Source organism: Nocardia sp. NPDC004168, from assembly GCF_040610355.1.
GTDB classification, from domain to species: domain Bacteria; phylum Actinomycetota; class Actinomycetes; order Mycobacteriales; family Mycobacteriaceae; genus Nocardia; species Nocardia sichangensis.
Genome location: NZ_JBEXME010000058.1, coordinates 1 through 13,904, shown reverse-complemented (window position 1 = coordinate 13,904; position 13,904 = coordinate 1). Strand labels below are relative to the sequence as shown.

The following is a 13,904-nucleotide window of genomic DNA, read 5'->3' as shown; positions in this document are numbered from 1 at the left end:
TCCGCCGCGAAGCCCTCGCAGGTCAGACCTTCGCCGACCACACCGAGATCGACCAGGCCACCCGCCAAGCCACCGCCGCCCTCAACGCCCGCGCACGACCATGGGTCTGGGGCCGACCAGCCCCGAAACCAAGGACCCTACGCCGCCGTTTTATCTACCACCTTTGAGGAACGCAGCACTAACACGACAGTTGGAGTTCGTTACTTTGTAGTCGATTTCGTTGGTAGCGGGTTTGTTGGGCACGGTTTTGGTGGTGTCGGCGCCAGCGGGATGCGGCGAGGGCGTGGGTGAGGGTGCGGGCGGGGTGGAGCACTATCGCCAGGAGACGGCGGATTTCGGCGACTGTGATTCGGCCCAGCCCGCGTGGGCTTTTGGGTCGGTGGCGGCGGTGACGGCGAGGAAGGCGTGCGCGAGCATGGCAAGGGTGATGTGCCGGTACCAGGCGTCGTATTTGCGGACCTGGTAGTGGTCGAGGCCGCATTGGCCTTTGGCGGCTTGGAAGCATTCCTCGATCGCCCACCTCGCGCCGGCGACGGCCACGATCTGGCCGCGGTCGATGGTGTCGGGGTGGAAGCACACGTAGTAGGCGATATCCGCGGGATCGTCGAGAGATCGCCGGGCCAGCAGGGTGCGCACGAAACCGGCCGGGATGTCATCGAAGGCCGGCAGGGTGGCCCAGGCGAAGTCGTATTCGCGTTCACCCCTGACTCCCGGACCGGCCGAGACCTGGTGCCATGCTTCGGCTGGGGCGCGGCTGATCAGGGTATCGACTCTGCGGCGGCCATCGACGTCGGTGATGGTGTGCCTGACCGGCACCTCCACCACATACGGCATCCGATGCGACTCCAAGAACGCCCTGAATCTGCCGTCACGTCCATAGGCCGAATCGGCGGTCACCCACCCGGCGGTCACACCCGCGGCCAGCGCCCGGCCGATCATCGCTTCAGCCAACCGTGGCTTGGTCAAAACTCCTCGGGTCCAGCGGTCTTCGGGCACACCGGCACCCGCGCAGCGGTCGCGATCCGCAATCCATGACTCCGGCAGATACAGCTCACGGTCGATCAACGCCCGGCCATGGCGACCAGCATAGGCAAGGAAAACACCCAGCGGGCAGTTCTCGATCCGGCCCGCGGTGCCCGAGTACTGCCGCTGGACCCCGGCCAAGCGCACTCCCTTCTTCACAAACCCCGTCTCATCGACCACCAGCACTCCATCGGGGGAAGCCAGCACCTCGACTACGTACGAGCGGATCTGATCGCGCACTTCATCGGCACTCCACCGCGTCCGGTTCAGCAGATGCTGACACCCATCCGGACTTACCGCTCCCGCCGCCTCGGCCAGCTGCCAGGAGTTCTTCCGCTCCACCGGCGCCAGCAACCCTGTCACATACGCCCTCGCCCACCCTCGCGGCTCCGCCCGCCCGAACGCCCCCGCAACGCGGGCGAACACGTCATTCAGACCCGCCCGCCACACCGTAATATCCTGCGGCACAACATCTTCCAGCACGCCAACAATCTACAGGTAACGAACTACAACTGTCGTGCTAACTCCTCTAGGGCCTGATAGGTGGGGTGCTTCGGGCCGCCGCGGGTGAACCGTCGCAGGATCGACTCGCTTTCGGCGGTGCCCAGGCGCAGCGCGGTCGCGTATTTGACCATCTGGTCGTACTGCTGAGCGATCAACTCCCACCGCATCGGGCGGGTCAGCACCGGACCCAGCTCCCCGTACACCGCTGTGTCGTCAGGCTGGTACAGGCGGATCGAACCGATGTTCTTCAACCAGGGCAGAAGCTTGAACCCCAACAGTTCGGTGAAGGCGAATCTGACGACCGACGCGCCGTGCGTGTCGACATAGTTGGCTTCGATCTCGGTGTCGGTGCAGTGACGCAGCAACCCTTCGATCATTGCCGCCACCTCCGAGCTCAAGCACGATTTGAGTTGAAAGTAGATGCACACGTTGCGGCGTTCGACGTGCCAGTAGATCATCACCCCGTACCCGCCGTATCGCTGGTGGTATTGGGTCATCAGGTTCGATTCCCAGGACCCGAACTTCTTCGAATCACTGGCACAGGCGGTGCCGGCGCCCCACCAGTTCCGATCCCGGGCGGCGAAGGTGGCGTTCACCAGCCTCCTGGTCGCGCGCCGCAGGTTGTCGCGGGTGATGGAGCGCCGACGCACATGCCGCAACGCCGCCTCGGACTCAGAATGCTCGCCGGTGTTCACGATCGCCCGGATCCCCATGTTCGTTCCCAGGGCAAACAAGTCGAGCAGGAGCCGTCTTCGCAGCGCGTCTCGATCGATCACCTCCCGTGACGCCACGGAGGTGAACTCTGCGGTAAAGTCGGTGAGGAAATCGGCGTTCTTGAGCACATCAGGCAGGTCCAAGGTGCCCCAACGCCTTGCGACCTCGGCCTTGATCTTCTCCAGATTCTCCGGCTCCGGTTGCTTGTCCAGCTTCGGCACACCGATCCACTGCTCACCACGCCGACGCGTCACCGGACACCACCCGTGCCGCGCTCGGCAAGACCGACATCCAGGCGAGTCAGGGCCCCGCTCATGCGCCGCTTCAACCCGGCGATGAACTCGGTCGGATCCAGCGGCTGGCGGATCGCGGCGTAGTGCACCTCACGGGCGGTATCGAAATCACCGGGCAGATCGTCTTCGGGGTTGCGCCACCGGTTGCCGCCGTCGACGTAGATCTCGCGGCGACGGATCGCATCCCGCAGCGCGACCAGCACACACAACTCGTACGGGATGCGCTCGACACGGTCCTTCTCGTCGATGACCGCCTCGCGCCACGCCTGGGCACCATCCCGTCGAGCGGGACCAGGGCGTGGGTGTCGTAGAAGCGGACCTTGCCATCGATGCTCGCGAATCGCGCCAACAGCTCCATCGCGACCATGATCGGCCGGTAGACGGTGTTGTTGCACCGGAAATCCAGCGCCGCCAACAGCGCCGGCAGCATCCGCCGATAGTGGTTGGAGTACGAACTGCGCAGCACGGTGCGAACCCGCGCCTGGAATGCCTGATCGTTGGCCTTCACCAGCTCTCGCAGCGTCTTCTCCCCGACCACCGGGTACAGGCCTCGCGCACGATGTCATCGGGACGGTCCACGGCCGCCTCAGCGAGCCGGAACAAGATGTTCTCCTTGCCACGCACCCGGTGCAGATCCTCGGTCAGCTCCTTCTCCACCCGCCGATCCGCCCGCGCGCCGATCTTGTGCACCAGCTCGAGCAGCAGATCCACCAGCGCGTCGGTGATCTCTCCCGACCGCACCCAGCACAACGCCGCCAGCAGCGTCAGCATGGTCGGGGCCGGCATATCCCGCAGATCCGACGGAAACATGCGTGCCGCCCGCGCCCGCCAGGCATCGACCAGCTTGTCACTGGCGTCGGCGAACAAGTCCGCGGGCAGATCGAGGGCCCGCACCGCGGCCAGCTTGTCCACTTCCCGCAACAGCGTCTCGAGACCGACCTTGCCCGGGTCAGATTTCAACTCCGCTAACAGATTCCGGCCCGACGCCAGCGGTGCAGCAGCGATAGCGACCAAGTTGTTCAACCGATCGACCGACAGCTCACTCAGCCGTGAAACCGTCCGTTCGCAGAACTGCTTCTCGAAACTCGCCCGCGCCGACCGGACCAGCCGGTCGATCCGGCCCGACGTCGTCGGTTCGATATGCTCGGCCCGGCAGTGCACCAACAGCGCCTCACGCAGCTTCTCGTCGCGCAGCTCAACCGGGCACACCTCTGCCGCCAGCCAACCGGTGAGCTTGTCCTCGTCGCCGACGCTGAACTCACGAAAATTGTACAGCGCACGAATCTGCTCGCGGTGATACTTCGCCGAGCGACCCGACCACGGATACGCGGCGAACTCTGCGGGATCGATCCTCAACTGGCATGCACTCACCGCGGAGCAGGTGGCTGATCTCGGGCGCATCGCGACTCAGAACGGCAACGACGTCGAACTCGATGCGTTGATCTTGCGACTGCACATCGAGACAGCGTGCCGCCGCGATGCCGTACTGAGGCTGCGCATAGACGAATTGAGCACTGATGACTGCACGGCCTTGCTTCACCACAAAGGCGGCGTGGACGCGTGGCACCCGGTCAGTCCGACGCTGATGCGCCGACTCATCGAACGTTTCGAGCGCCGCGGAGGGAGCGACGCTGCGGCCGGGTATCGAGTGCTGCGGAGCCGCAACGGCAACCCGATCACTGATCGCCGTTACGACAACCTCCACGACCGTTTCCGCCGGCACCTTCCCTGGGCGGAGGCGAAAGGTATGACTGTGCATTGGCTCCGGCACACAACGCTCACCTTCGTCGAGCGTCAGTTCGGTGAGGCAGTCGCGCGCCGATACGCGGCTCACCGTGACCCTGGCGCCACTGCGACGCCGATCTACACGAAGGCGTCGATCGTCGAGTGCGCGGAGGCGTTGGTCGCAGTGACCGGGCAACCACATCTGCTTGCACGAAGTGTGCAGCACCCCTTGGCTTTCCGGGGCGAAGACGCGAAAGGATACGACTAAGGGTATGGGGACGGCATGTACACGAAAAGTGCACATATTTGCCGCAGTTTCGGTGTCCGGCTCCCCCACCGGTTACGTCACCTTAAAGCAGATCCGTCGCCTGGGACAGGCTCGATTGGCCAGCTGGCTGCAACGGCATCGGGTTCGTAACTTTGCTCAGCTCGCTGCCCGCGCGGTGACCGCCGCCAGATCCCGGCACGTTGTGCTGCCCGGCCAGGACATCGCCGCTGGGATCATCACCGAGCTGGCCACTGCCGTGCTCGCCCTTGAGAACGGATCACCGCTCTGGACACCCAGATCCCCAAGCTGTTCCGCGGCCGTTGTGCTGCCGCGAGAATCGAGTCGATGCTTGCACAAAAACAGCATGTGCGCCGGACACAACCGTGATTACTACCTGCATAAACGTGCACACCGACCAACGTACACACGCACTCATCGCCCTCGCCCGCCGCCGAGTCCACGTGGTCTGGGCGCTGCGGCAGACGGCGGAGTTGTGGTGCTTGCCGGACTCTGTCATGAGCCGGCGGCATTTCGCTGCCAGTGACGGGTCGCTTCGCGGGCCTGCTCGGCGGCCATGAACAATGCTTCACGCAGGCAGGCGTCCCCGGACTTCGTTCATCCACCATGGTTTCCACTCGGAAAATATATCTCCACCGCGTGCTTCGAAGTAACCGAGAGCTGACCTCGGCAGTAAGGAGTGGGCCGGATCGAAGTACACGCCTCCTCGTGGACGGACGCAGCAGGAGGCAACATCTATCCAAAAACTGGGCCGAGCAGGATGGAATTGGTTAATGATATCGAGAAGCAATGTATGGCGCACAGTACGGGGCTGACTTGAGAGTTCACAGATCGGTGTTGCCGCCGGTTACGATAGAAAGCACTTCTTGTCCGCGAATATCATGCAGGGCGCCGCTCGCCCCGTGGAGTAAACCGCCCGATCCAAGTACCGCCATTGGCCCGAGCGTTCCAGCAGCTTCAACCGGGTAGCCAATCGCGTTGCTGAGCAACGTCACCCCCTGTTCTATCTGTTGTTCCGGCACCACGACGACGTCGTCGGCATATGCTCGAATCTCCGGCAGTAAGTGCGCATCTACAGTCGCGACGTTGGTAGCGTCGGCAACTGTATGCGGGGTAATGGTTACAACCTGCCCAGCTTTGAACGATTCGTAAATGGTTGGCGCACCCTCAGGGCAGGCAATCAATATTTTGTAGGGGCGGCCTGGCCGCCAGATCGCTTGAAAGTCACGAGCCACGCGCGCTGCGGAAGCCACCGTGCCGCCGCCAGCAGGTAATACAACGACGTCAACGGAAGGTCGCAGACTGAGCATGTCATGCACCGCTGTACCCAGGGCAGCTACTGAGTCGGGTGCGGAAAGATCCATGAAGACCCCGCCTTGATCTTGTGTGATTTGTTTGGCATATGAATAAGCTTCGTCGTAGTTGGCCCCATGCCGGACAACAATAGCTCCGCGTTCCTCAAGTTTAGCAACCTTCATCGCGGTAGTATTCTCGGGAACTACAGCAGTCATCGGAATACGGCGGCGCCGACAAGCTTCGGCATAGGCGATTGCATGATTTCCCGACGAGGCAATTCGGATCGGGACCCCGGGCGCAAGATCGGACATATTACCTACGACAACTCCGGCTGCACGTTCCTTAATCGAGCGTGAGCCCGGGTGAAGATTTTCAAGAGAAATATGCAAAGTAACATTACCCATTTCGTCCAGAAGGGGCGAGTTGAAGATAGACGGTGTTGACACTCCCGCCTCGGCGACTGCCGCCAATGCGCGCCAACGTTCCAGGCTACTCGGGTGCCGCAACTCAGGTATCGCGGCCTTAACCTGCGCCGCCTCCCTTATGTCTGCAGAATCGAACGCACTAGCGGTAATACGTAGATTATTTTCGGAAACTGCGCGCAACCATGCCGCAAATTCTGACGCCGCCGAATCGACGGTGTGCGACAATCGCCTAGCGGTTTCCATCGCGGCTTTTAGGACATCGTTGTTCAATTACCCGCCAAACTATAATCCGAGCGAACCTTGGCGCCTGTCGCAATTTTGATAAATTCAAATGAGACAATACTCGATTTCCGAGCGAGATGTCGCTTCCTCGACAGTCAACATTGGGAATAGGCGCGACGACTCCGACCGCTCGCGCCGCACGAAACAACGTTGGGTAGGTAGTCCTGGCAGTGCCGAGTCTTACGCCCACTGGCGCAATCAGTGCGCCGAACGATCCGCACTGTCGCATCCAATCCATCAAACCGACTGGTTCCGGGCCGTTGGTCGCCGCCGACTCGCGGGACTGCACTGCAGAAAAGCGGGCAATGCGAACTCTATTCCGACGCCGCTACACAAGCCGGAGCCGGTGACTGCCGACTGGGATGGCTGCGTGTGCGGCAGTTCTGTCGGCGGGCTGCTGCGAGGAGGAGACGTATACCACTCGGTGTGGGGTGCGCAGGGTCCGCAGCCCAGGCAGGGCGACTTCACAAATTATGGCAGTGCCGATCAAGATGCAGGCGATGCCAGCCAGCCTGTGCTGACACGGCGCTCGTGCTCATCAGCGCGGGGAGTTGAGGCGGAAGTACCCATCGGTGAATTTTCTCCATTCTGATTTACTACACCTCGGAAATCACACATTAGCTTGTCTCAAATATGGACGGTGATGCACTGAAGCTCGATTCTTGACTGGAACAGCATGTTTCAACGTCCGGCACTCCTGGTGCGAACCCCCTTCATGGGCGCTTACTCGCAGCGGCGATCTCCTGAAGGCTCGGCCTCTGACAGGATATAGAAAGAATCAGTCCGATTTTTTGGGCCACGCCTGGTTCATGATGCATGATATCGACTATTTGCATAGAAAAACTTTGGCAAAATGATTGATGCGATAGAGAGGATGGAGAAGAAGGCATGCCCGAAACTCCGGCCGAGTCGCCGAGGCCGGAACGTCGCGTGAGCCGACAGGTCGGGGCCTCGGTTGGCCCAATTCAATAACAGGCACAAATCGAACGCCATTGCTGCACTGCTCGGACGACGGTGGTGGTGGTGGGCCACGTCGTGAGAGTGGTAGGGGTTTCCCGAACCCGGACCGGGGATCGAATCGGCGAGGATCCCTGGAAATCGTTCGTCGACGACATCGCCGGAGAGGTGGAAGGATCGTCGCAACCGACCAATGGGCTGGTCGTGGCCCCGGCAGATGTTGTCGAACAACTTCCCGCGCCATCGCCGACGGCGCTACCGAGATCAACGAACTGTGCGTTGATAGTGTGTCCGCGCACCACACGAGGAGAGCATGCGGCCGAGAGCAGGCGAACGACGGCCGGTAGCCCCGCCGTGGGGCTACATCGCACTGATTATCGCCAAACCTGACTAAGCAGTACCTCATCGGAAGCAAGGTGCCCGACGTCGTGAACGCCGTGATTACGGTCGTGATGATCGGCACGTTGATCTTCGTCATCACGGCGGCCTACCGGTCGATGTCTGCCTCCCAGCGCGAGTGAACCTCGACCGGGTGCGGTGGCCCCGAAGCGGCGCAGCCGCACCACTCGGTTTTGCAGTGGAGTTTTCTCGCCGACAAAGATCTCACAGCAGCCGCGCCCAGGCGATGCCACCGGGCACCAAGTAGAAGATCGTGTCCAGCACCAGCCGGTGCCGCCATTTCTCCGGACGGCTGCCGCGACCTGTGGTATTGCCCGGCCGCAGCAGCAGCGGCTCTAGGATCGCCCATTCGAGGTCACTCAACGATGAGGACGGTTAGAACGGGCACTCCGGCGGCTCGCCGTGGCCCGAGCGCGACGAACACGAGTAGGTAAGCGACACTGGCACAGGAACTCTCGGTGACGACATATTGTGTGGAAACCTCAGTCGTACTGGGAGTCCTCCCGGCATCACGCCCCGACCAGCGACCTGGTGCTGATCCGGATGCGCTCACGAACGATGCCGAACGTCACCTACACTGCGGTAGTGGCTGGCGAGGCGAAGGATTTCGATGTGACACCGGCTCCGAGCCAGTGGGCACGCTCTGCGCTGGCGGTCTTGTCCAACACTCGCTCGGCCGACGAGCCCACACCGCTCTACCCGTGCCCGCTTCCCGGGGACTCAAGGGTAACACTGTTCGTCAAGGACGAGTCGCAGCGGCCTACGGGCAGCCTGAAATATGGTCTCGCGCGCAGTCTGCTCGCCGACGCTCTGCGGCGCGGGCGGATCAGTGAAGGGATGATGCTGGTAGATGCGACCAGTGGGAATCTGGCTGTGGCCGAAGCCCATTTCGCGCGGCTGCTCGAACTACCGTTCACTGCGGTGGTGCCGCGCCGCACCGCAGCGGCGAAGCTGGACCGGATACTGGAACAAGGCGGGCGCTGGCATCCGGTCGAACCCCCGCTGGCTGTGTACGACAAAGCCGCCGAGCTGGCGAAGGAGACTGGCGGCTACTACATCGACCATTTGAACACCCTCGGCGACGCGGTAGACCACGACGAGCAGGCCCTTGCTGCGGAGATCCTGAGCGATTGCCACCGGATCGGGCACTCCGCCCCCGCGTGGATCGTGACCGGTGTCGGCACCGGAGCCACTTCCCGCGCCATCGGCCGCTACCTGCGTGCACACGGGTATGCCACACAGCTGGCGGTCGTGGACCCACAGAATTCGGCATATTTCCCCGGCTGGGCCAGCGACTGCCCCGACTACGCCACCGGAATGCCCTCGATGATCGAGGGCATCGGTCGCCCCCGAATCGAACCCGCATTCGACTACGACGTGATCGATTTGGTCATTCCCGTCGCCGACGCAGCCAGCGTCGCGGCCATGAGGCACCTACAGGCAACCACCGGCCGCGCCGCCGGGCCGTCCACCGGTGCTTGTCTTTTCGGAGCGCTACATCTGATCGACCGTATGCGCGAGCAAGAACGAACCGGGACTGTCGTTATCGTGCAAGGCGATTCGGGCCAGCCTTACACCGATACCTTCTACAACGATAATTGGATCGACGCCAAAGGCTGGGACTTAACGAAACCGGCCGCAGCCCTGGCACGCTTCACTACCACGGGTGCATGGGACCCCCCACCTTCAACCTGAGTTCTCAGACGCCCTCTAAAGGAAAATCCCTAGTCCAGGGCACTGAAACTGACAAGTGTGACCGGCGGGTTCCCCCGCGGGACGGGCTGGGACCGCAATACGCCGGAAACCTACTGCGGTCTTATGTGGCTGCTGGTCAGGTACGATATTGGAGAAAAGCGATGCTTGCGTGAACCTGCTCGACGACCTTCTGGTAGCGGTGGCGTTTGGCAAGCCAGTGTGAAAATATTCGCACATAAATGCAGTAGTGGCGCAGGAGGTGCCGTGGTACTTGAGGATGCGTTGGCACCGAGGTTCTGGTTCCGTTGGTCGAGGTGCCTGTGGACATGAACAGACAAGGGGCTGTGGACGATTCGATCGAGGTTAGATTGCGTGGAGCCCTTGTTGGGTCACCGTTCCGTACGATCGGCCGAGCGTGTGATCTGGCCTGGCTTGGGTTCGGCGACAACCGGTGCGTAACCACCTGGCGGGGGGAAGTTCGGGAGGTCTATGAGCATGCGCTGCATCTGCAGTGCCCGTTTCGGCTCGATGATGCGAGCGGCACGATTCTCGGTGCCCATGACATGTACTCCCCGGCCACCGATCCATTGGCCGGAGACGCCGAGTTCGATTGGGATCGCCAGGGCGTCAATCTCTTCGACGCGCAGGCGCAGATGATTTGCGCTCGGCTGAATTCGGATGTGAAAACACTCGTGGAGGAGGTGCACGTCGATCGGTACGGCGGGCTGCAGGTGCTGATGTCGGGTGGGCTCACGCTGAGTGCTTTCCCGGCGACTTCGTTCAGGCAGGAATACTGGCGATATTTCCGGCCGTATCGGAACGACGAAGCGCATCTGGTGGTATTCGACGAGGAAGAGGACCAGCGCCCGGACTCACGAGACGGTGCGAACGGCTGATTTGCCAGCATGCCTTGGCCCAGTCATACCGGCGCCGATACAGAGAACTTGCGACACCCGCAATATGCTGCGCCCTCAGCCGTGTCGTAGTCATTGGTTGGTGGCAGCGGTGTGCAGGACCGGCTTGGTAGCGAACAGCGAGTTTATCGAACCGAGTCTCCACGGCCCGGTTTTCCTTCACCTAGCCGATCCCGCACTCGACCGGGTGACGCTGTTTGTATCGCTAAATCTCGCAAGTCCGTAGTCGTCCGCTGGCAGAACCCTTCTTACGCCGATTGGCGATTAGACCCGCTTTGATCGGGATCGTCGCGATGATTGCTAATCGGCGCAGAAAGGAGCGGCTGGCGCGCGAGCTGTTTGCCTTGTCCGCGAGCGCGTCGTCCGGACGGGACCGCGGGCGACCGGTGCCTTGGCGGGCACCGAGATCACCGCGGGCCCCGTGGTGAACTGCGGGCAGTCCGCCCGGTGACCTGCGGTCAACGGTAGCGACAGCACCTTGCCTCCCCTGCTCGCGCGCCAGATAGATCTTGGTGGTCCATCCCGCCCGGAACCGCCAAGCACGTGATCGCGCCGCTTGGCATCGATCCCGGCGTGAGGCTCAACCTGTAGATAGCCGTCGTAAGGCGTCTCTGCGACGTGCCGATGTGCCCGCACGATGGTGGCGTCAACAGTCATCCGCCAGCTAATCATTCCGGCCGCGCCGGGATGCGAGTAGCAGTAGCGCGGAATCCGGGGGTGGCGCGAATCGATCTAGCTTTTGCAGTCAGCCTGGCGTTCAAGGTCCCGATCAGGCGTCGCCGCAGTTGAATGCGTTGGCGCGGTGAGTAACCGGGAAGACGCCGACGGTGTCAATCACCGGGTAGGGCCTGGACGTGGGCAACGAGTGGGTCGCCGCCGATTTGGACGGGTAATGCCGTGATCCCGAGTCTCCACAAGGACTCGTATATGCGCCAGTTGCTGTGGTACCTCACGGACTCAGGGCGCGGGAACGAACATCGCGATCAACAGTTCCTGGCCGGTGAGTGGCGATGATGGCTGTCCACGCCGGGCGGATCCCTGGCGCAGACTGCGGAGCTTGCGCGGCTTGCATTGTGAGGCGCAGCAGCCGCTCGGCCATCGGCACCATGGTCGACCGGCACAGTCGCCTCGTCCGCCTAATGGGAGCTATCGGGTCAGCCTGTAGGGCAGGCTTGGTGCCGGTAGCCCCGACAGGTGAGCACTCCCGCCGCCTGAACTGTCAAGTTCTGGTGTCAGACCGTGCCCCTGCCGGTGGCCGGGAGCGGAACAACTTATAGGATGTTCTGCCCGTCAACAGGTTTGGCGTGAGTACTGGTCCATTAGGGCGCTGAGTCTCCCGTCGGCTGCTGACAACCGAACACGGCAGATTCAGGAGCGTAAGGGCTATTCGTCGGAGACGACTGGGCTGAAGACCACCACGACGTGGAGATACAGGATGAACAAGGCCGCATGCTGAAGGCGGCCAGACTGCCCGAGGGCATCGAGGGCATGGCCCGCTTGCATGAACTGATCGCCAGGTTCCTGCCGGAGGATTCCGATCCCGAGCAAGTGCTGGTATGCATCGAGACCGACCGCGGTCCCTGGGTGCGAGCGCTGGTCGCGGCCGGCTACCAGGTCTACGGGGTCAACCCGAAACAGACTGCGGACACAGGGAACTGATGTCACTGTCGGGAGCCAAGGACGACAAGGCCGACGCGCGGACCCTGGCCGACATGCTGCGCACCCGCCGCCACCAGCTGCGCCAAGTCGCGGCCGACTCCGACGAGGCCGAAGCGGTGAAGGTCGCCGCCCGCGCCCATCAGACGCTGATCTGGGAACGCACCCGTCACATGCTGCGGCTGCGCACAGCATTGCGCGAATACTTCCCTGCCGCGCTCGAGGCATACAAACCGCTCGGGCTCGCCGGTGCCGACACCCTCGAACTGCTGGCCAAGGCCCCCGACCCCGCCACAGCGGCCGGGCTGACGATAAGGCAGATCACTGCCGCACTCCAACGGGCACAACGCCACCACGTGCCCGCGAAGGCCGCGTCGATCCAAGCGGCGCTGCGCGCCGAGTACCTGGGTCAGGCCGACCTTGTGGCCGGCGCCTACGCGGCGTCGGTCCGCGCCGCCGTCTCGGTCCTGGCCACCCTCAACGAGCAGATCAAGATCCTCGAAAGCGAGGTCGATGCGTGTTTTGGCCGGCACCCGGACGCTTCAGCCAACCCGGTATGGGCGTGATCACCGGCGCCCGGGTGCTCGCAGAATTCGGCGACGCCGAGGGCCGCTACGCCGACGCCAAATCTCGCAAGAACTACGCCGGCACCGCCCCGATCACCCGCCAGTCCGGCAAGACCAAGACCGTCCACGCTCGGTTCATCCATAACGACCGGCTCGTCGATGCCCTGCACATGCAAGCCGGCGCGGCGATCCTGCACAACAAGGGGGCCCGGCCCTACTACAACGAGCAACGAGCCCGCGAGATCAGCCACAACGCCGCTCCTACACCAGCTCGGCAACCGCCTCGTCGGAATCCTGCACGGCTGCCTGAAAACCAAAACCCTTACAACCAATCAGCAGCCTGGTCACACCGCTACCAACACCTCGCAGCCTGACTCCCCTGGACATCCAAGCTCCTGGGATGTCTGACACATCCGCCGAACGGCCACAGTGCCGCAGCGTTCGCCGAAGCAGCTACCTGCGCGATCAGCGCGATTCCCGAGCGGGTATTTTGACGCTGGCGTTGGACCAGAGATCGGAAATGGCTCGTCACGACCTACTTGCCGAGCTGGTCGCCCACAAATACTTCGGCCCCACCGGCGTCTCTGTGGATGCCGGGGAACCAACGAGAACATGAACGGACGACTGCGCCAGCAGTTCCCGAAGGGCGCCGATCTGTCCGGCTACGCAACCGAGGAACTCCGTGCGCTTGAGGGTCACTGAACACCCGACCCAGCAAGATCCTCGGCTGGCGTACCCCGAGCGAAGTATTCGAAAGCGCTGTGGCGATGTAAAACTCGCTCAATGTTGGACGATCGCTCGAATTCACGGTAAACCCGCCTGCCACGCAGTGAACAATTTCACGTTCCGCCGACAGTCTGCACAGTGAGCGAGAGGTTGGCCGCAGCTCAGCCGGGTAAGTGGCCCAAGAGAACGACCGCTTGCAGCGACGCGACCACCGAAGGGAAGCGTACCGTGAAGGTGAAGCCGAAAATTCGCACGCCGATTCGGGTCACGCTAGATCTGAAGGTGCCCTCGCATCAGGATCTTGAGCAGGGGGAGCCGTGCAGCGATCGATACCGGGCTGCCGGAGATATATTTTTGTGTGTTTGTCGCGGGGTCTGGTTCTGCTGGGGTGGGGTTGGTACTCGCCTGTTCACATGCGCGTGGCGAAGGTGGGCGTGGGTTGG

The 13,904-nt window shown here is 62.6% G+C and carries 9 protein-coding genes and 2 pseudogenes; 5 read left to right on the top strand and 6 right to left on the bottom strand.

Translation table 11 applies throughout. The features are described 5' to 3' along the window. Positions 1-312 precede the first annotated feature (312 nt). The 4 genes from ABZW96_RS36595 to ABZW96_RS36580 all read right to left on the bottom strand — a co-directional run bounded on the left by ABZW96_RS36595 (position 313) and on the right by ABZW96_RS36580 (position 3,890). Positions 313-1,479, bottom strand: a complete 1,167-nt coding sequence (locus ABZW96_RS36595) for an IS701 family transposase (protein ID WP_355081352.1) — start codon at positions 1,477-1,479, stop codon at positions 313-315. A 50-nt stretch (positions 1,480-1,529) separates the two neighbouring features. After that, positions 1,530-2,462 carry a Tn3 family transposase gene (locus tag ABZW96_RS36590; protein WP_355081348.1) on the bottom strand — a complete coding sequence of 311 codons (933 nt, stop codon included), beginning with the start codon at positions 2,460-2,462 and terminating at the stop codon, positions 1,530-1,532. Between the two features lie 29 nt (positions 2,463-2,491). Continuing rightward, complete coding sequence (locus ABZW96_RS36585) at positions 2,492-2,737, bottom strand: hypothetical protein (protein WP_355081346.1); 246 nt, start codon at positions 2,735-2,737, stop codon at positions 2,492-2,494. 301 nt (positions 2,738-3,038) lie between these two features. Next, positions 3,039-3,890: a DUF4158 domain-containing protein gene (locus ABZW96_RS36580; protein ID WP_355081345.1), complete on the bottom strand. Its 852-nt coding sequence runs from the start codon at positions 3,888-3,890 to the stop codon at positions 3,039-3,041. Here ABZW96_RS36580 and ABZW96_RS36575 point away from each other — a divergent pair. Then, positions 3,883-4,527, top strand: a complete 645-nt coding sequence (locus tag ABZW96_RS36575; protein WP_355081350.1) for a tyrosine-type recombinase/integrase — start codon at positions 3,883-3,885, stop codon at positions 4,525-4,527. The two genes, ABZW96_RS36580 and ABZW96_RS36575, sit on opposite strands and share 8 nt — an antisense overlap. Before the next feature lie 842 nt (positions 4,528-5,369). On the opposite strand, the gene ABZW96_RS36570 is transcribed toward ABZW96_RS36575, so the two are convergent. Together ABZW96_RS36570 and ABZW96_RS36565 are read right to left on the bottom strand one after the other, a co-directional pair. Beyond that, complete coding sequence (locus ABZW96_RS36570; RefSeq protein ID WP_355081343.1) at positions 5,370-6,536, bottom strand: pyridoxal-phosphate dependent enzyme; 1,167 nt, start codon at positions 6,534-6,536, stop codon at positions 5,370-5,372. Between the two features lie 1,572 nt (positions 6,537-8,108). Further along, positions 8,109-8,267, bottom strand: coding sequence for a transposase (locus ABZW96_RS36565; RefSeq protein WP_355081341.1), 159 nt, complete (start codon positions 8,265-8,267; stop codon positions 8,109-8,111). A gap of 195 nt (positions 8,268-8,462) precedes the next feature. Between ABZW96_RS36565 and ABZW96_RS36560 the strand changes: the two genes are divergently transcribed. From ABZW96_RS36560 to ABZW96_RS36545, 4 genes and pseudogenes are all read left to right on the top strand, one after another. Continuing rightward, a complete protein-coding gene (locus ABZW96_RS36560) occupies positions 8,463-9,599 on the top strand; it encodes a pyridoxal-phosphate dependent enzyme (RefSeq protein WP_355081339.1) in 1,137 nt (378 codons plus the stop codon). 344 nt (positions 9,600-9,943) lie between these two features. Then, positions 9,944-10,495: a hypothetical protein gene (locus ABZW96_RS36555; protein ID WP_355081338.1), complete on the top strand. Its 552-nt coding sequence runs from the start codon at positions 9,944-9,946 to the stop codon at positions 10,493-10,495. 1,440 nt (positions 10,496-11,935) lie between these two features. Further along, positions 11,936-13,109 (top strand): annotated as a pseudogene (locus ABZW96_RS36550) (IS110 family transposase). Between the two features lie 220 nt (positions 13,110-13,329). Beyond that, positions 13,330-13,508: pseudogene (locus ABZW96_RS36545) on the top strand (IS30 family transposase); the annotation flags it as partial. Between the last annotated feature and the right edge of the window lie 396 nt (positions 13,509-13,904).